Origin of the sequence: Granulicella rosea, assembly GCF_900188085.1 — a bacterium.
GTDB classification, from domain to species: domain Bacteria; phylum Acidobacteriota; class Terriglobia; order Terriglobales; family Acidobacteriaceae; genus Edaphobacter; species Edaphobacter rosea.
The window spans coordinates 889,106-906,389 of record NZ_FZOU01000001.1 but is presented as its reverse complement, the minus strand read 5'-3'; the positions used below and the strand labels follow the sequence as shown (position 1 = coordinate 906,389).

General features: G+C 62.7%; 15 protein-coding genes and 1 tRNA gene. 13 read left to right on the top strand and 3 right to left on the bottom strand.

What is annotated here, in order from left to right; translation table 11 throughout:
* Positions 1 to 28 precede the first annotated feature (28 nt).
* Both CHB87_RS21785 and CHB87_RS04065 read left to right on the top strand, forming a co-directional pair.
* On the top strand, positions 29 to 346 hold the full coding sequence (locus CHB87_RS21785; RefSeq protein ID WP_142988199.1) for a helix-turn-helix transcriptional regulator: 318 nt from the start codon (positions 29 to 31) through the stop codon (positions 344 to 346).
* A 185-nt stretch (positions 347 to 531) separates the two neighbouring features.
* Positions 532 to 1,542: a tyrosine-type recombinase/integrase gene (locus tag CHB87_RS04065; protein WP_245817799.1), complete on the top strand. Its 1,011-nt coding sequence runs from the start codon at positions 532 to 534 to the stop codon at positions 1,540 to 1,542.
* Between the two features lie 90 nt (positions 1,543 to 1,632).
* Here CHB87_RS04065 and CHB87_RS04060 read toward each other — a convergent pair.
* Positions 1,633 to 1,707: transfer RNA gene (locus tag CHB87_RS04060), tRNA-Val, on the bottom strand.
* A gap of 349 nt (positions 1,708 to 2,056) precedes the next feature.
* On the opposite strand from CHB87_RS04060, the gene CHB87_RS04055 reads away from it, so the two are divergent.
* From CHB87_RS04055 to CHB87_RS04035, 5 genes are all read left to right on the top strand, one after another.
* Positions 2,057 to 2,713 (top strand): RNA polymerase sigma factor, encoded by a 657-nt coding sequence (locus CHB87_RS04055; RefSeq protein ID WP_245817798.1) that lies wholly within the window; start codon positions 2,057 to 2,059, stop codon positions 2,711 to 2,713.
* A gap of 62 nt (positions 2,714 to 2,775) precedes the next feature.
* Complete coding sequence (locus tag CHB87_RS04050) at positions 2,776 to 3,318, top strand: anti-sigma factor (protein WP_089407082.1); 543 nt, start codon at positions 2,776 to 2,778, stop codon at positions 3,316 to 3,318.
* A gap of 77 nt (positions 3,319 to 3,395) precedes the next feature.
* A complete protein-coding gene (locus CHB87_RS04045) occupies positions 3,396 to 4,004 on the top strand; it encodes a DUF3106 domain-containing protein (RefSeq protein ID WP_089407081.1) in 609 nt (202 codons plus the stop codon).
* A gap of 199 nt (positions 4,005 to 4,203) precedes the next feature.
* Positions 4,204 to 5,454 (top strand): TlpA disulfide reductase family protein, encoded by a 1,251-nt coding sequence (locus tag CHB87_RS04040; RefSeq protein ID WP_089407080.1) that lies wholly within the window; start codon positions 4,204 to 4,206, stop codon positions 5,452 to 5,454.
* Between the two features lie 75 nt (positions 5,455 to 5,529).
* A complete protein-coding gene (locus tag CHB87_RS04035; RefSeq protein ID WP_089407079.1) occupies positions 5,530 to 6,012 on the top strand; it encodes a DUF4188 domain-containing protein in 483 nt (160 codons plus the stop codon).
* A 56-nt stretch (positions 6,013 to 6,068) separates the two neighbouring features.
* On the opposite strand, the gene CHB87_RS04030 is transcribed toward CHB87_RS04035, so the two are convergent.
* Positions 6,069 to 6,887 carry a dolichyl-phosphate beta-glucosyltransferase gene (locus CHB87_RS04030; RefSeq protein ID WP_089407078.1) on the bottom strand — a complete coding sequence of 273 codons (819 nt, stop codon included), beginning with the start codon at positions 6,885 to 6,887 and terminating at the stop codon, positions 6,069 to 6,071.
* 256 nt (positions 6,888 to 7,143) lie between these two features.
* Here CHB87_RS04030 and sppA point away from each other — a divergent pair, with 256 nt between their 5' ends.
* The 6 genes from sppA (at position 7,144) to CHB87_RS04000 (ending at position 15,217) form a co-directional block, all read left to right on the top strand.
* Positions 7,144 to 8,193 carry a signal peptide peptidase SppA gene (gene sppA, locus CHB87_RS04025; protein ID WP_089407077.1) on the top strand — a complete coding sequence of 350 codons (1,050 nt, stop codon included), beginning with the start codon at positions 7,144 to 7,146 and terminating at the stop codon, positions 8,191 to 8,193.
* A 199-nt stretch (positions 8,194 to 8,392) separates the two neighbouring features.
* The gene (locus CHB87_RS04020) at positions 8,393 to 8,686 is read left to right on the top strand and encodes an HU family DNA-binding protein (protein ID WP_089407076.1); all 294 of its coding nucleotides are present in this window, start codon (positions 8,393 to 8,395) and stop codon (positions 8,684 to 8,686) included.
* Positions 8,687 to 8,754: 68 nt separating this feature from the next.
* The gene (locus CHB87_RS04015; RefSeq protein ID WP_142988198.1) at positions 8,755 to 9,201 is read left to right on the top strand and encodes a hypothetical protein; all 447 of its coding nucleotides are present in this window, start codon (positions 8,755 to 8,757) and stop codon (positions 9,199 to 9,201) included.
* Positions 9,202 to 9,405: 204 nt separating this feature from the next.
* A complete protein-coding gene (locus CHB87_RS04010; RefSeq protein WP_089407074.1) occupies positions 9,406 to 10,560 on the top strand; it encodes an efflux RND transporter periplasmic adaptor subunit in 1,155 nt (384 codons plus the stop codon).
* Positions 10,560 to 13,796 (top strand): efflux RND transporter permease subunit, encoded by a 3,237-nt coding sequence (locus tag CHB87_RS04005; protein WP_089407073.1) that lies wholly within the window; start codon positions 10,560 to 10,562, stop codon positions 13,794 to 13,796. Before CHB87_RS04010 ends, CHB87_RS04005 begins: the two co-directional genes overlap by 1 nt.
* Entirely contained in the window at positions 13,793 to 15,217 is a 1,425-nt protein-coding gene (locus CHB87_RS04000; protein ID WP_245817797.1) for a TolC family protein, read from the top strand. The genes CHB87_RS04005 and CHB87_RS04000 overlap by 4 nt, the downstream gene beginning before the upstream one ends.
* 27 nt (positions 15,218 to 15,244) lie before the next feature.
* On the opposite strand, the gene CHB87_RS03995 is transcribed toward CHB87_RS04000, so the two are convergent.
* Positions 15,245 to 17,155: an alpha-amylase domain-containing protein gene (locus CHB87_RS03995; RefSeq protein WP_176441566.1), complete on the bottom strand. Its 1,911-nt coding sequence runs from the start codon at positions 17,153 to 17,155 to the stop codon at positions 15,245 to 15,247.
* Positions 17,156 to 17,284 lie beyond the last annotated feature (129 nt).

The window sequence follows — 17,284 nt, the reverse complement described above, 5'->3', positions numbered from 1 at the left end:
CTGAAAACCTGATCAAACGGAGGCTCGTATGTCCCTGAAAGCATCGGTCCAGCCATTTCAAATCGCAACTCAACTCGGTTCTGCAGATGGAAGTGCAGAGCGGAAGCCGCCTCAAGCTGTCGGGAGTGTTCAAGGTCTCGCTTACGATCCCCTACTCACAGCCGACGAGGTGAGGCGGCGGCTGAACGTCAGCATCGATTGGGTGTGGGACCACTCATCACGCAAGCTTCCGCGCTTGCCGGTGATCCAAATGAGCGACGGCACCCTGAGATATCGCGCGAGCGCGATTGAAGCGTTCATCGATGAACGCGAACGGGTGTCGGCGCGGCGCTCTGGAAGGCGATAAAATGAGATCGCCCACTGTTTTCCCCTACAGAAAACGAGAAGCCAATGGGTAAATCGAACCAAACGGGATCGATCCTTCTTCGCGGTAAGCGCTGGTACGGCTACTACCGTCGAAGTGTCGTCGATCCAACAACCGATCACGTCCGAGCCGTCAGAGTGGTAGTGCGACTCGGCCTTAAATCCCAGATGACGAAGCTCGCCGCGCGTGAAGCGTTGCGCGTCGAGATCGCCAAACAGACGGGCCAGCTTGCGGATGGCAGAGCCATGATGGATGGCGCCGCTACCTTCGAGTGGTTCGTTCGAAATCGCTACTTCCCGCTCAGGCAGGGGGACTGGCGGCCGGAGACGGCCAAGGAAAAGAAGGCGCAAATCGAAATCGATCTGATCCAGAAGTTCGGCCCGGAGTCGATGGAAAGCATCGACAAGTTTACGCTCCAGACGCATGTAAATGATCTGGCCGGGAAGTACTCTCAGGACAGAGTCAAACAGGCGCGCTCTTATCTGAAATCGATCTTCGATGAGGCGATCGAGCAGGAGTTTCTGACGAAGGACCCGACCCGAAAGCTCAAGATTCCCCGGAATCTCAGGCCGAAGGATAAGCAGGTACTCACCTGGGAGCAACTGCGGGCCGTTCTGGCGATGGCGGCAAGGCGGGACCGGCTTCTGCTCATGCTGGATATGACGGAGGCTCTTCGCCCCAGCGAACTATTCGCGCTTCGCTGGTCATCCTTCGACAACGAAAATACGTTGTCGATCAACGAAACCGTCTACCGCCGGCAGCTGCGGCCGTTCGGAAAGACAACGAAGAGTCTCGGGAAGGTTCATCTACCGGATGGGCTCGCCAGGGATCTTCGACAATGGAAGCTGGAATGTTCGGATTCGACCGCGAAGGCCTTCATGTTCCCGAACGCCGATGGCGGACTGCTCGATCCGGGCAACTACCGCAACCGGGTTCTCAAACCGCTCGCCGAGGCGTTGGAGATTCCCAAGCTGACCTTCCAGGTGCTCCGCCGCACGATGGCGACCCGGGCACAGAATCTGGGATCGGTGAAGGACATTCAGGCGCACCTGCGGCACTCTCGCGCGGACACCACCGCCAACGAGTACATGCAGGAGCTTCCAGAGAGCGTGCAGCAGATGGTAGGAACGGTCTATGAGATGCTCACCGTCAGCTCGACTTCGGGACGCATCATGTGATCGAAGCGCCAAAAGTTGGTGCCAAATTCGTTGAATGGCACCAAATGGCACCAAATCACTTCGAGCACTACTCGTAAGTTGTTGATTTTATGGTGGGCCCAGCAGGATTCGAACCTACGACTTCCACCGTGTGAAGGTGGCACTCTACCGCTGAGTTATGAGCCCGGACCGAACCGCGGCAGGAACTTCGTTGCTTCCCGGCGGATCGTCTTCTGTGTTTCAGCATACCACTCTCAGGCGGGAGGCGTCCAAAACCGGAGAACCCAACATCGAAACTACTTCGCCCCCACCCCCATTGCGGGTAACGATACAATAACCGAGCACCATGCCTGGCAGAGTGACCCCAAACCGGCCTCCCCTCGACCCTGCCGCTTCCGGCGGGGATGACGATCGCGCGCCCCGGTCTAACCCTGCGGGCGATGCGTCCGCCGAGTCCCACGAGTCTGTCGACGTCTCCGAGACAGAAATCTCGGATCTCGCGCAACCAAGCGACGAGGATGGGGTTACAGAGGATATGGCAACGCTGGCGCTCAATCCGGCTCACCTCGAAGACCTCGCCAACGCACAGTCTGGGCTGCACATCAATGGCGACTTCGGACAGATGGACGACGTATCGATCATGTTGGAGCTTCGCGCTGGCAACATGGCGGCCTTCGATGTGCTCATGCAGAAGTATCGCAAGCCGATCGTTCACTTTATGTATCGCATGACGCACAACCAGGCAGTCGCCGAGGAGCTTGCTCAGGAGGTCTTTCTTCGCGTCTACCGGTCGCGCGAGACCTATCGGGCGGAGGCTCGCTTCAGCACCTGGCTTTACCGCATTGCGACGAATCTCGGCGTTAATCATGCACGCGATACGCGACACGAACGCTCGGCCTCAACCGTCTATCTGGATGAGACCGACTCCGAGACCGGCACGACGCCGGATGTCGCCGACATGACGCCCGGGGCCGACTCCCGGATGCTGCGCGACGAGCGCATGGCGGCCATCCGCGAGCATGTCATGGCGTTGCCCGAACGGCAACGCATGGCGGTGCTGATGCATAAATACGAAGGCATGGACTACAAGCAGATCGGCGATGTGCTGAAGCTGTCCGAGTCCGCAACGAAATCGCTTTTATTCCGCGCCTACCAGACTCTGCGCGAAAAGTTGAAACCGTTTCTCGAATAGGTGCGAGTTTACCGCCGTCAAACCACGGCCGCTCACACCGGAACATAACAGGGAGAATCCCCATGAACACGAAATCGGCAACCTGCAAGACCATCCAGGACGCGATGCCCGACCTGCTGCTCGACCCGAGCGCGAAGGCAAATGCTACCCTCCTGGCGCATATCGACACCTGCTCGCCCTGTAAGGTGGAGTACACCGAACTGCGGAATACATTCGCCATGCTCGACGAGTGGACCGCGCCCGAGCCTTCCCCCTACTTCGATCAGCGCCTCGCCGTCCTGCTGCGTGAAGAGCAGGCGGCGCCGAAGCGCAACTGGTTCGAGCGCCTGCAGGACCGTATCCTGTTCAACACCGGCCGTCAATTCCGTCCGGCGGTCGCGGGCGTGCTGGCCCTTGCGCTCGCCGTCAGCGGTGGAGGACTCGCCGGCTACCGTAATTACGTCGGGCAAATCGGCAATACACAGGCCGAAGCGTCGGACGCGGTGAACGAACTGCAGATCCTCGACCGCAACGATAAAGCCTTCCAGCAGATGGATCTGCTGCTGCAGGACGAAGACGCCTCGGGTCCGGACGATACGCCGACGACTGCTCCGCCCACCAGCTAAACCGGCGCGGAGCGGTCTTCCGTCCCTGGCTAAAATATGTTGAAGTCTCATCTGCTGTAATCTGGTTCCCTGCCACTATGTCTCGCCTCGCTCCAATTCGGTCGATGCTCCGCGCCGCCTCCGTGGCTGCGATGCTGTTCGCCGTGTCGGTCGTCGCGCAGCCCCCGACGAAGATTCCGCCGCGCACGATGAATGCTCATCCCAGCAAGACTCCTCAGCCTCAGCATCTGGCGGAGTGGATGGACAGCCATCGCAACCTCTCGCCCGCCGCGCAGCAGCAGGCGCTGGAGCATGAGCCAGGCTTTCAATCCATGAAGCCGGATGTGCAGCAACGCATGCGCGACCGGCTGACCGAGCTGAACAACATGCCGCCCGCCCAGCGTCAGCGCGTGCTTGCGCGCACCCAGGCCATGGAAAAGCTCACCATGCCTCAGCGCCAGCAGGTGCGCGGGGCCATGCAGCAGTTGGGCGCGCTGCCCGAGGATCGCCGCAAGGTCGTCGCGCGCACCTTCCGCGATATGCGCGACATGCCGCCCAATCAACGCGAAGCCTACATGAACTCCGAGTGGTATCGCGGTCAGTTCAACGATCAGGAACGCGCAACGCTTTCGAATCTGATGGCCGTCGAGCCGATGCTTCCGCTGACACCGGCGGTACGCACGGCTCCGCCTGTCCCGCAGCGATAAATCCCTTCAGGGAGGGTCTTTGTCCGTCGCTTTCTTCTTTCTCCCAGAGCGAAACCCTTGACCCGCTCCCACGGAAGTCCTACCATCGCTTTATGAGCTACCGTCTCACACTTTGTTGTTGCAGCCGCCCCCAGCAGGCTCCGACAGACGTGCGCAGCACCCGCTAGCCAATCCTTTAAAAACAGAATCGAGCCTCGTTATGAAGCTGCTCCGCGCGCCCTTCCTCGCCGTGTCGTCCATGCTTTTCGTCGCCGTGTCAGCGCAGGGCCAGACCGTCTGGCGTGGGTCGGCGACCGTTCACGGCCAGCAGGTGCCCATCACGCTGGAGCTGAAGGGCTCCGGCTCGAAGCTCACCGGCACGCTGATCAACGGTCCGGAGCGCTCGCCCGCCAGCACGACCACCCGCGCCGGCCAGCATATCACTCTCACCTTCGCCGACTACGCTCGCACCCTCGAGCTCGACGAGGCTGCCGGCGCCCTCACCGGCAGCTTCGGCACGAAGACCGTCCGTTACCCCCTCACGTTGGCCAGATCCCGCTCCACACCCAGGACGCCGGTCGCCACGCCGCAGATCCTCGGCGACTGGGAGATCGCCACGCACAGCGCCAAGGGCGAATCCGCCTGGCAGCTTCATGTCGACCAGTCCAGCGCCGGCCTCCACGCCGTCATCCAGCGCATCGACGGCGACACGGGCAGCCTCTTCGCCGAGTCCGCGACCGACGGCTCCGTCCTGTTCTCGCACCTCTCCCCCGCAGGCCCCGCACTCTACACCCTCACTCCGAAGGACGACGGCACGCTCCTCGTCTCGAATCTTCTCCGCGCCGACCTGGGCGCCAAGGCCGACCAGCAGAACCTCGTCGCCCGCCGTCCCGCCGCCGCCCGCGCGGCCAATCTCGCCGCCCCGACACCTCCCGCCGAGCAGACGCGCATGAAGAATCCCAACGACCGCCTGGCCTTCAGCGCGCCCGACCTCAGCGGCCATATCGTCTCGAACACCGATCCGCAGTTCGACGGCAAGGTCGTCCTCGTCACGGTCGGCGGCTCGTGGTGCCCCAACTGCCACGATGAGGCGCCGGACCTCGAAGTCCTCTATAAGAAGCTGCACAGCCGCGGACTGGAGATCGTTAATCTCAGCTTCGAGGAGGACGATCAACTGAAAGACCCCGCTCGCCTGCGCGCCTTCATCGCCAGCACCGGCATCACCTATACCGTGCTGCTCGCGGGCGTGCCCGACCAGTTGAACGAAAAGCTGCCGCAGGCCGAGAATCTCAACTGCTGGCCCACCAGCTTCCTGGTCGACCGCACCGGCCACGTCCGCGAGATCCACGCCGGCTTCTCCGGCCCCGCCACCGGCCAGGCCCACACCGACCTCGTCCGCGAGATCACCGCCGACGTCGAACACCTGCTCGCCGAACCGGTTCCGACGCAGTCTGCCTCGCTCCGCCGGTAGCTCTTTCGCCGCCTCCTCAAGAGAGAGCCGCCCTGCTATCCTCCTCCCATACCTAAAACGGAGGAGGATAGCGGTATGGCAACGATCTACCCCGGCCGTCAGACTGCCCGCATGGAAGGCTCGTTCGTCGTCTTCCTCATCGGCGTGCGCATCAACCGCCTCCTGGCAATCAAAAGGTGGACATCCGTCACGCGGTCCATGGGCCCCATGCTGCGGGAACTCTACGCCCAGCCCGACCTGGGTTTTCTCCACGCCGAGACGAGCCTCGCCTGGCGCGGGGTGACCATGATCCAGTATTGGCGCTCCTTTGAGCACCTTCACGCCTACGCTCATGCACGCGACAAAGCACATCTGCCAGCCTGGGCGGCCTTCAACCGCAACGTTGGCTCCGACGGCAGCGTCGGCATCTGGCACGAGACCTACGCGGTCAATCCCGGCCAGTTCGAAACCGTCTACGCCAACATGCCCCGCTGGGGGCTGGCCGCGGCAGGAGAACAGGTCCCCGCCACCGGCAAGCGCAACGACGCAAAAAGTCGAATGGCTGCGCCGCTCGACTAAAGCAACGCAGCCATTCGACTTCCTTATCTGCTATTGCTGAACTTTGAGCTCCGCCCCTACCGCTGCGCCGTGGGCGAAACCACCTTCACCACGTGCGGCACCGGCGCAGTCACCATGTCGCTCGTATCCTTCATCGCGGCAATGGCCTTGTCGTACCGCCCGGCAACGGAGTTATAGCGAATGACCGCCATCTCCTCCAGCATCTTCATACCATCCTTCAGATAGCTCATACGGCTGCGCTCATCGTGGCCCCAGGTCACCGGAACCTCTTCGACCTTGAACTTCAGCTTGCGTGCGATGAAGAGCAGCTCCGGGTCAAAGCCCCAGCGCTCGATCGTCTGGAGACGGAAGATCACCTGCGCGGCCGGGCGCCGGAAGGCCTTGAAGCCGCACTGCGTATCCTTAAAAGGGAGCCCCATCACAGTGCGCGTAATCCAGTTGAAGCAGCGGCCGAAGAACTGGCGATATAGCGGCTGGTGAATCGTCTGCCGCGCCCGCTCCATCCAGCGCGACCCGATCGCCACATCGGCACCCGTGTCGATCGCCGCAATCAGCCGGCTCGCCTCCTCCATCGGGGCCGAAAGGTCGGCGTCGGTAAACATCACGATGTCGCCTGCGGCCTGCAGCAACCCGTTACGAACCGAGTAGCCCTTGCCCCGGTTCCCGGGATTCTTCACCAGGTGAAGACGGGGGAACAGCTCCATCCAGCGCGTCACGATCTCCGCCGTATTGTCGCGCGATCCATCGTCGACCACCAGCACCTCGGCGTCCCAGCGCTCAGTCTCCACGCACTGCATGACGCGCTCGAGGGTCGCCTCGATACGTGCGCTTTCGTTATACGCCGGAATGACGATGCTCAACCGCGGATGCGACATCTTTCAGGTACTCCCCGTGCAATCACTCTTCTTGTTGCCCGCCAGAGACCTTCGCATACCCAACCGAATCGCATGAAAAAGGCGGCATTTGCAACGAACAGCGACGATCATACTGCATTCATTAGACGCCTGCCTACAACAAAAGACCCAACCTTTCTACCACTCCTCGATCAATCTCTCCGATTTTGCGCCAGGTGAAGCGGTCCCGCCAACAATTCGCCGTGCCCTCCCCGCCCACCCTGCTACACTCCACATCATGACGGACGAATTCAACCCCACGCCGACCCCGCAGCAGCCCCCGCCACCCCCTCCGGTCCAGCCGTTCGCGTCGGCGTCTCCGTATCCGCCAACTCCTTATCCTCCCAGCCCTTACGCCGCCATGTACGCCCCGCGGCCGCGCCGTTCGGCCGGCTTCTGGCTCGCCATCATCGGCGGCTCCCTCGCGTGCTTCGGACTCTTCATCTGGGCCATCGTCTGGTCGACGGCGCACGCCTTCTCGGCCGACACCGCCTCCACCTCGGGATTCGGAGCCACCGAGCACATCGCTGTCGTCGACCTGGACGGCGTCATTATGGATGCCGACAAGATCGACACGCAGCTCCGGAAATTCGGCGACGACAGCTCCGTCAAGGCGATCATCCTCCATATCAACTCGCCCGGTGGCGGCGCGGCGGCCTCGCAGGAGGTCTACCACGAGGTCGTCCGCATCCGGCAGGAGAAGCACAAGAAGATCATCGCCTCGGTCGAGTCGGTCGGAGCCTCCGGCGCTTACTATATCGCCAGCGGATGCGACAAGATCTATGCCAACGACGCCTCCGTCGTCGGCTCCATCGGCGTCATCATGGAGTGGACCAACTACGGCGACCTCATGCGCTGGGCCAAGCTGAAGTCGGTCGTCATCCACGCCGGCGAGTTGAAGGACGCAGGCGACCCCACCCACGACATGACGCCCAAGGAAGCGGCCTACTTCCAGTCGCTGGTCGACAATATGTACGCGCAGTTTGTTCACGACGTCGCCGACGGACGGCACTCGACCGACGATAAGATTCGCCCGCTCGCCACCGGCCAGGTCTGGACCGGCCAGCAGTCGCTTCCCCTCGGCCTGATCGACAAGGTTGGCGGCTTCCGCGTTGCCCTGATGGACACCGCCAAAGAGGTGGGAATCTCCGGCGAACCGTCCATCGTCCGCCCCGCTTCGGCGAAGAAGGGACTTGCCGGTCTGCTCAACGGCGAGTCCGACGATCTTTTTCCAAATCCATCGAAACTTTTGGATCACGCTCCGGGTTTCTACTTCATGTGGAAGTAGGCCTGCTCTCGGAGACACGAAACGAGATGGAGGTTTTCGTTCACTAAAAAACGCTAACCTCCTTGAAATCAGTATTTTTTGTCGTCAAGTCCGAGACAAATTCGAGGTTTCGCGCGTCTTCCCCAATACGCAGCTTTATCTCAAAAAATGCGGATCTACCAGCCACGTCGCTGCGAGATCACGCGCGAAGGAGTAGATTGTGACCAAAGCAGATCTGGTCGACAAAGTGACCGCCCTTGGCGATCTCACACGTCGTGACGGGGAAATCATCGTCGACACCCTGTTCGACTCCGTCATCGGAGCATTGAAGTCCGGCGACAAGATCGAGATCCGGGGGTTCGGCAGCTTCCGCACTCGCCAGCGCAACTCGCGAATCGGCCGCAACCCCAAGACCGGCGCCAGGGTCGATGTTCCCGCGAAGAAGGTTCCCTTCTTCAAGCCCTCGAAAGAACTTCGCGACCTCGTCAATCCGCGGGAGCAGGTTCCCGCCTAAGTTCGAATCCAACGGATCGATTTCATAAAAAGCAGACGAATCTTCGCAAACTTCGCTGCGTCTAACAGTTGACCGTCACTTATAATCGCCAAACATTGGAGATTTTTCTCAATATCGTGTGGTTTTGCGTCTCCGCAGGCCTCCTGGCTCGCTGGATGCGCGCTGTCCGCAAAGGTGAAAGCAAGCTGGACTGGACGACCCTCGTCGCCGTCGGGCTGCTGCTGCTTCTCCTGTTCCCCGTGATCTCCATGACCGACGACCTGGTCGCGATGAGCACGCCGGGCGAGGTAGAACACCTGATCCGCCGCCACGAAGCCCCCCTGCATCTGGCGGCGGGCATACTTTTCGGCGCCTTGGTCATCGGCGCGCTGCTGCTCATCGTGGGCCTTTGCCGGATGACGGTCAGCCGCATCCGCCGGCGCAGCTTCGCGGCCCGGCTGCTGGCAGGCTTTGTCCGTGCCCGTGGCGTGCGTCCTCCGCCCCACACCCCTTTCTCCGTCGCATTCTCCGCATAAATTTCAGCATGAATCATGCCCACCTACACCAAAGCCCGGGTGTCGCGGTGGACCCTACAACACAGCTTTTAAAGCTGCAAAGGATCGAATGAGCGAGCGCGCCACAACTTCACACGCAATTTTTATGCCTCAACGTGTCTTCTGGAAGTGCATGTCATTTTCGTCCATTCCAACCCCGTCGAACCACAGCTCCGAGGTGATCGCATGAACTACAAGCTCTTCACAGCGACCATCGCGTCGATAACCTGCCTCACGCTCGCCACCGGCTGCAAGAAGCCAGCCAGCGACCCCGCCGCCGAGGCTCCGCCCAAGGTCACCGTCGAGCACGCCGGCGACGTGAACTTCATCCACGTCGAGCACCCTGAGCAGTTTGCGCTCGTCGGCGCGACCAGCGTCCAGACGACGAACAGCCTCAACGTCACCGGCTCGGTCAACCCGGACATCTCGCAGACCATCCCGGTGATCTCGATGGCGAACGGTCGCGTCGTCGACATCCACGCGCGCCTCGGCGACCATGTCCACAAGGGGCAGTTGCTGATGGAGGTCCAGAGCACGGACGTCTCCGGCGCCTTCGCCACCTATCTCAAGGCCGTCAACGACGAGCGCCTGACGAAGATCCAGCTCGACCGCGCCACCCTGCTTTACGGCAAGGGAGCGATTCCGAAGTCGCAGCTCGAGATCGCCGAGAACGGCGAAAAGGACAACCTCAGCGACCTCACCGCCGCCGAGCAGCAGCTCAAGGTTCTGGGCATCGACAAGAACAACCCGGGCGCCTCGGTCAAGATCTACTCCCCCGCCACCGGCGTCATCATCAGCCAGAACGTAACCAACGCTGCCGCGGCCGGCGTGGGGCTTGCCGGCTCGTCGACCGCCTTCACCATCGCCGATCTCTCTCACGTCTGGGTCATCTGCGACGTGTACGAGAACGACCTCGCCTCGGTCCACCTCGGCCAGAAGGCGGACATCAAGCTGAACGCGCTGCCCGGCCAGACCATCACCGGAACCATCTCGGATATCGGCGCCGTGCTCGACCCCAGCATCCGCACCGCCAAGGTCCGCATCCAGGTGCAGAACCCCAACATGATCATGCGCATCGGCGAGTTCGTCACCGCCACGCTGCACGGCACGCAGCCGGTCCAGCATACCGTCGTGCCGGCCAACGCCGTGCTGCATCTGCAGGATAAGGATTGGGTCTATCTCCCCGCAGGCAATGAGTTCCACCGCGTCGAAGTGAAGGCTGGACCGCTCGTCCCCGGCGCCGCCGGCGGACAGACCCAGCAGGAGATCAACGCCGGCCTCGAGCCCGGACAGCAGGTCGTCGCCTCCGCCCTCGCCCTGCAGAACGCGGCGGCCCAGTAATGATCTCGAAGCTCATCGACGCAGCTCTGAACAACCGCTGGATCGTCCTGATCGGCGCCATCGTCCTCTTCGGATGGGGCATGCTCAGCTTCCACAACCTCCCCGTCGAGGCCTACCCCGACGTAGCCAACAACTACGTCACCGTGATCACCCAGTGGCCGGGCCGAGCTGCCGAAGAGGTCGAACAGCAGGTCACCATCCCCATTGAAATCCAGATGGCGGGCATCCCGCACATGACGCACCTGCGTTCGACGACCCTCGCCGGGCTATCCAGCCTGACGATGATCTTCGACGACGAGAGCGAGAACGACTGGAACCGCGAAAAGGTGCTCGAACGCCTCTCGCAGGTCACCCTGCCGCCCGGTCTGCAGCCACAGATGGGCACCGACTGGAGCCCCGTCGGTCAGATTTACTGGTACACGCTGAAGTCCACCAACCCCGCCTACGACAACACCGAGCTGAAGACGCTCGAAGACTGGACGCTCGAGAAGCAGTTCAAGTCCGTCCCCGGCGTGGTCGACGTCGCCAGCTTCGGCGGCAAGCAGCGCAACTACCAGGTCAGCGTCAATCCGGACAAGCTGATCGACTACGGCCTGACCATCGGCCAGGTCGAGACCGCCATCACGAACAACAACATCAACGCCGGCGGCAGCTTCATCGAGCAGGGCACGCAGCAGATCAACGTTCGCGAGGTCGGCCTGGTCAAGAACGTCGCCGACATCGAGAACATCGTGGTGAAGGCCTCGGGCGGCACGCCGATCCGTATCCGCGACATCGCCACCGTCGCCCAGGGCAGCGCCATCCGGCTCGGCCAGATCGGCAAGTCCTGCCGCGCCGGCGCCACGCCCATCACCGAGACCGATCCCACCTCCGCACCGACCGATCCGTGCGTCGAGAAGGTCGGCAAGGACGGCAAGCCGGTCGTCATTGCCAAGGAAGACGGCAAGATCATCGACGACGCCGACACCATCGAAGGCTGCGTGCTGCTGCTCAAGGGGCAGGACACGCAGTTCGCGCTCGACGGCATCCACAAGAAGGTGGAGGAGCTGAACAACCATCTGCTGCCGCCCGGCGTGAAGGTCGTTCCCTTCCTCGATCGCTCGGATCTGCTGCACTACACCACGCACACGGTGCTGCATAACCTGACCGAAGGCATCATCCTCGTCGTGCTCATCCTGCTCATCTTCCTGGGCAATGTGCGCGGCGCGCTGATCGTCTCGATCACCATTCCCTTCGCGCTGCTCTTCGCGTCGATCTGCCTCGACCTGCGGCATATTCCCGCCAACCTGCTCTCGCTCGGCGCGCTGGACTTCGGCATGGTCGTCGACGGCGCGGTTGTAATCGTCGAAAACATCGTGCGCCATCTCGGCCGCCCGAACCCGAACAATCGCACCAAGATGGAGATCATTCGCGAGTCCGTTCACGAGGTGCAGCGACCGGTCTTCTTCGCGATCGGCATCATCATCACGGCCTATCTGCCGATCTTCACGCTGCAGGCGGTCGAAGGCCGTCTCTTCAAGCCCATGGCCTGGACGGTAGCCTTCGCTCTGCTGGGCGCGCTTGTCTTCTCGATGATCATTGCCCCGATCATCGCCACCTTCGTCTTCCGCAGCTCGGCGCGCGAGTTCCACAATCCTCTGCTCGTGTGGCTGACCAAGCGCTACCGCACCACCGCGTCCTACTTCATCGAACACCGCAAGGTGACCTTCTCGATCGCGGGCGTGCTGCTCTGCCTCTCGGCCTTCCTGCTCTTCTCGGGCGTCCTCGGATCGGAGTTCCTGCCGCATCTCGACGAAGGCGCCATCTGGGTGCGCGGCACGCTCGCGCCCAGCGAAGGCCCGACCGACTCCGTCGCGGTCACGAACAAGGCGCGCATCATCCTCAACGCCTTCCCCGAGGTCACCAAGGTCGTCAGCCAGACGGGACGGCCCGACGACGGCACCGACACGGCAGGCTTCTTCAACACGGAGTACTTCGTCGACCTGAAGCCCAAGGACGAGTGGCGGCCGGTCTTCCACGAGAACAAGCAGGAGCTGGTCAACGCCATGGACCGCGAGCTCGAGAAGATGCCCGGCATCGTCTGGAACTTCTCGCAGCCGATCTCGGACAACGTCGAAGAGGCCGTCTCGGGCGTCAAGGGAGAGCTCGCCATCAAGATTTACGGCGACGATCTGAAGACGCTCGAAGCGCTGGGCAACCAGGTTGTCTCGACCATGAGCAGCATCCCCGGCGTCCAGGATCTCGGCCTCTTCCGCGTCATCGGTCAGCCGAACCTCAACTTCACCGTCAACCGCGACGCCGCCGCGCGCTTCGGCATCAACGTCGCCGATGTGCAGGACGCGATCCAGACCGCGGTCGGCGGCAACGCCGTCAGCCAGGTACTGAAGGGCGACGCCCACTTCGACCTGAACGTGCGCTACGACAAGCCCTTCCGCAACACGGCGGAGGCCATCGCCAACATCCGTCTCATGGCGCCTTCGGGCGAACGCGTCTCGCTCGCCCAGTTGACCGACGAGAAGACCGAGGACGGCGCCGAGGTGATCTCGCGCGAAGAGGGCCAGCGCTATGTGGCCATCAAATACTCGGTGCGCGGCCGCGACCTGGGATCCACGGTCGAAGAGGCGCAGGCCAAGGTCGAGCACGACGTGAAACTGCCGCCCGGATACAAGACCACCTGGGCGGGCGAGTACGAGAGCCAGAAACGCTCGTCCCGCCGCCTGTCGATCGTGCTGCCCATTACGGTCATCATCATCTTCCTAATCCTCTATGTCATGTTCCACTCCGGCAAGTGGGCGTCGCTCATCATGGTGAACATCTTCATGGCTCCGCTGGGCGGTCTGCTGGCGATGCTCTTCACCGGCACGCACTTCAGCGTCTCGTCCGGCGTCGGCTTCCTGGCGCTGCTCGGCGTCGCGGTGCAGACCGGCGTCATCATGCTGGAGTACATCAACCAGCTCCGCGTCCAGGGACACAGCGTGGAGGAGGCGGCCATCGAAGGCGCCGTGCTCCGCCTGCGTCCTATCATGATGACCATGCTGGTCGCTACGCTCGGCCTGCTGCCTGCGGCTACCTCGCACGGCATCGGTTCGGACTCGCAAAGGCCCTTCGCCATCGTCATCGTCGGCGGCCTGATCGGCGCGCTGGTCATCAACGTCTTCCTGCTGCCGACGATCTACGTCTGGATCGCGCGGCCAACCGACGTTCTTCCCGAACCGGAAGCCGGATTCGAAGGATGACCCAACCCATGACCCACACCTTCGAAGGAACGCCCATGCCTACCACCCATCCGGAAGCCCCACGTCTCGACGTTGAGACGTGGGCGCGTCCCAGCTCATACCGCGGAGGGACGATCGCGACCCTTGCGATCGCCTCCGTCCTGCTCATCGCTCCGCTCCAGACGCGGATGCAGGCGCAGCAGACGAACTTCACCCCGGGCGTCGCCGCCATCCCAACCCCCACCTTCGCGCCCAACGCCCTGACGCTCCAACAGGTCATCGACGCGGCGAAGACCAAGAACCTCACCCTGCTCGCCGCTTCGCGCAACGTCGAAGCCATCCGCGCGCAGGAGCTGCAGGCCGCCGTCCGCGCCAACCCGACCTTCACCATCGCCGGTCAGACCGTCACGCTTCCAAACGACGGCTCCGAGGGCAATCCCCCGTCCTACTCCGCGCAGGTCAGCCGCCTCTTCGAGCGCGGCGAGAAGCGCCGCTGGCGCATCGACAACGCCAAGGCAACCACCCAGCAGACCGAGGCCCAGTACCTCGACCAGCAGCGGCAGGTCATCTTCACCCTCAAGCAGGCCTTCACCAATATGCTGATGGCCAAGGCCGCCCTCACCCTCGCGCAGGCCAATCTGAAGGAGTTCCGCCACGAGGTCGACATCAACAACGACCGCTACAAGGCGGGCGACATCGGCAAGCTCGACTTCGAGCGGCTCGACCTGCAGCTTGCCCAGTTCGAGTCCGACGAGGCCACCGCCCGCGTCAACCTCACACAGGCCAGCTATCAGATTCAAACTCTGATCGGCATCGCCACCCCGTCGGACGACCCCAACGCCTTCGACATCCGAGGCGAGATCGTACCGCCGAACCTGACGGCCGACAACAACCTGCCCGCGCTGATCCAGACCGCGCTGACGACCCGGCCCGACTACCTCGCCAGCCAGGCCGCCGTGCGCGCGGCGGACGCCAACGTGAAGCTGCAATTCGCCAACGGGACCACCGACCCCACCATCGAAGGCGAGTACGACCGCAGCGGCAACTACAACTCCTTCGGCTTCAACGTCAGCATCCCGCTGCGCCTCTTCGACCGCAACCAGGGCAACAAATCGACCAGCAAATTCCAGGCCCAGAGCAGCGTCTTCTCCCGCGACGCAGCCGCGGCCCAGGTACGGTCCGACGTCGCCCAGGCATGGGTGGGCTACAACACCTCGAAGGCGCTGAGCGAGCGATACAGCCAGCACTACATCGACGAGTCGAAGGATGTGCTCGAGATCGCCCAGTTTGCGTACGAGCATGGCGGCATCGCGCTGATCGACTACCTCGACGCTCTGCGCGACGCACGCTCGGTCGCCAGCAACGCCCTCGCCGCCTATAGCCAGACGTGGCTGGCGATCCACCAGCTCAGCCTCTCGACGGCCACCGAGGTCGCCCCGTAGCCTGCCCCGCGTGCCCCGCCGCCGGCGCTAGAACTTCGCGCTGCGTGCGGGGCCCGTGTACGTCGCCTTGACATAAGCTCGCACCGGCTGAGCCGCCTTGTCGGTCAGCATCGCGGTCAACTGGTAGTAACCTTCGGTGGCCGCCGTAAATTTCAGGTTGAGAGGAGTGACCGGACCCGAGACCCGCGGGCCAGGAGCACTGGATTTTGCCCCCGTGACGGAGTCGGGCAGAAGAACCTGAAGCGTGGCGGTCGGCGGATTTTCCTGATCGTCCAGATAGACCCAGACCTCGACCTCCGTGCCGGCGCCGGCCCAGATGCTGCCCGCCGTTCGCGGCTCCCCCGGAGTCAGCTTGCCGCCGTATCCCGGCGTTGCGGGGTTGGAGTCGCCCAGATCGTCGTCCATCTGGAACTCCTGCGTCGTGGGCTTCCCAGCCGGCCCGAAGCCGCCCTCAATCCCCACCCTGCCCCAGACGCTGTACGAGGTTGGCGGCACGGCGATCGACACCCAGCCGTCCTGATTCGTCCAGATATTGTCCGGCCTCGATCCGCTGTAGTCGTGCAGCTCGACATTCGGCCCGAAGTCGGTCGCGACCCAGGCGTCATGCCATGCGGACCCGTCGTTGTTCACGCCGACTATGGCTCGCGCGCTGCGTTCGAGGATCAGCAGTTGCTGCGATCCCTGAAACCGCACCTTGTAGGCGCCCGCTTTGAACTCCAGCTTCTGATGACACCATACGAGATTCTCCAGCCACGGCCGCGTCGCCAGCGTCGCCGGGTTCGCCGAAGTCCGATCCGCGTTGTAGTTGACGAAGAGATCCTCGTAGAAGAGCTGAGGATTGCCGTCGACCGTCATCGCGACCGCATACGCAATCTGCGCGCGCGGGTTGTCCGGGTCGATCGTTCCGGCGAGTTCGCTGCCGTTCTTCGCCCAGTCGCCCGTGCGCTGATCGTGGTCGTTCGAGTTGTCTCCGGCCGAATCCCAGTACCGTCCATGCCACGTGTCGTGATTGTTTACGAAGGGTACGGTCTTGTACCGATTCTGCTGCTGATAGTTCGGCAGGCTGCCCATGTCGAAGTAGCCGCCGGAGTAGACCATCGAATAAAGTCCGCCGCGAAGCGGATAGTCGAAGGCGCCGGAGCGATTCTCCACCGCCGCGACCCAGCCGTCGAGGTCGCCCGTCTGATAAGAGACGAATTCGCCGACGCAGAAGTACTCCGTTCCCGGCCCCATCGCGTTGTAGAGCAGGTCCTCGACGACCTCGGGCGGAAAGCCCTTCACATCGTCGAAGCGGAAGCCGTCGACGCCGGTCTGCCTGGTGAACCAGACGAACCAGTCCCTGGCCTCGCGACGCATGTAGCAGTTCTGGTCGGCGGCGCCGCTGTCGCTACACCGGCCCTGGTAGCAGATGTCCGGGCCGAAGCTGGCAAAGGGCCAGTCGCCGGAGAGGAACCAGTGCACCGGGTTCGAATGGAAGTCCATCCACGACTTGGGCCAGCGGCCCGACGCGGCAAAGCCCGCATACTGAAACGCCTTATAACGGTCGGTCAGGTCGGCGGGCGAGCTATTGTCGAAGCCGCCGCCATCGCAGTGGTCGATCACGATGTCCGGATAGACCTCCAGACCGTTGGCGTGCGCGATGGCGACGAGGCGCAGGAAGCTGTCCAGCGTGCCGAAGCGGGTCTGCACACAACCCTGCTGCAGCTTGCTCCCCAGGTCGTAGTAGTCATAGGGCGTGTACCCCATGTTCGAGATCGAGTCCTTCCCGCCGTTGGCGTCTCCCTTGAACGGCGGCGGCGTCCATATGCCGTCGAATCCCATGGCCGCGAGCCGGGGCGCGAGCGCAGCCAGGTAGGTATACCAATCGGTATAGGCGGTGTTCCAACAGTTCCACCAGAATGCCTCGAAGACAACTTTTCCATTCCATGGGTTGGACATAGAACACCCTCCTAACGATCGCTCTGATTGGGCCCGGATGGCATCATTATGAAGAAGATCCGTGAACCGCGGCGATCTCTTTCCACGGAAGCTGTGCAACGCTCGTCCCAAATGGGAGTTGCTGTCGCA

What these genes read in the sequence shown, in the direction of transcription:
- CHB87_RS04050 (WP_089407082.1), top strand. Translation starts at nt 2,776, where the DNA reads ATGAACACGAAATCGGCAACCTGCAAGACCATCCAGGACGCGATGCCC.
- CHB87_RS04005 (WP_089407073.1), top strand. Translation starts at nt 10,560, where the DNA reads ATGATCTCGAAGCTCATCGACGCAGCTCTGAACAACCGCTGGATCGTC.
- CHB87_RS04040 (WP_089407080.1), top strand. Translation starts at nt 4,204, where the DNA reads ATGAAGCTGCTCCGCGCGCCCTTCCTCGCCGTGTCGTCCATGCTTTTC.
- sppA (WP_089407077.1), top strand. Translation starts at nt 7,144, where the DNA reads ATGACGGACGAATTCAACCCCACGCCGACCCCGCAGCAGCCCCCGCCA.
- CHB87_RS04010 (WP_089407074.1), top strand. Translation starts at nt 9,406, where the DNA reads ATGAACTACAAGCTCTTCACAGCGACCATCGCGTCGATAACCTGCCTC.
- CHB87_RS04045 (WP_089407081.1), top strand. Translation starts at nt 3,396, where the DNA reads ATGTCTCGCCTCGCTCCAATTCGGTCGATGCTCCGCGCCGCCTCCGTG.
- CHB87_RS21785 (WP_142988199.1), top strand. Translation starts at nt 29, where the DNA reads ATGTCCCTGAAAGCATCGGTCCAGCCATTTCAAATCGCAACTCAACTC.
- CHB87_RS04000 (WP_245817797.1), top strand. Translation starts at nt 13,793, where the DNA reads ATGACCCAACCCATGACCCACACCTTCGAAGGAACGCCCATGCCTACC.
- CHB87_RS03995 (WP_176441566.1), bottom strand. Translation starts at nt 17,155, where the DNA reads ATGTCCAACCCATGGAATGGAAAAGTTGTCTTCGAGGCATTCTGGTGG.
- CHB87_RS04030 (WP_089407078.1), bottom strand. Translation starts at nt 6,887, where the DNA reads ATGTCGCATCCGCGGTTGAGCATCGTCATTCCGGCGTATAACGAAAGC.
- CHB87_RS04065 (WP_245817799.1), top strand. Translation starts at nt 532, where the DNA reads ATGACGAAGCTCGCCGCGCGTGAAGCGTTGCGCGTCGAGATCGCCAAA.
- CHB87_RS04035 (WP_089407079.1), top strand. Translation starts at nt 5,530, where the DNA reads ATGGCAACGATCTACCCCGGCCGTCAGACTGCCCGCATGGAAGGCTCG.
- CHB87_RS04055 (WP_245817798.1), top strand. Translation starts at nt 2,057, where the DNA reads ATGGCAACGCTGGCGCTCAATCCGGCTCACCTCGAAGACCTCGCCAAC.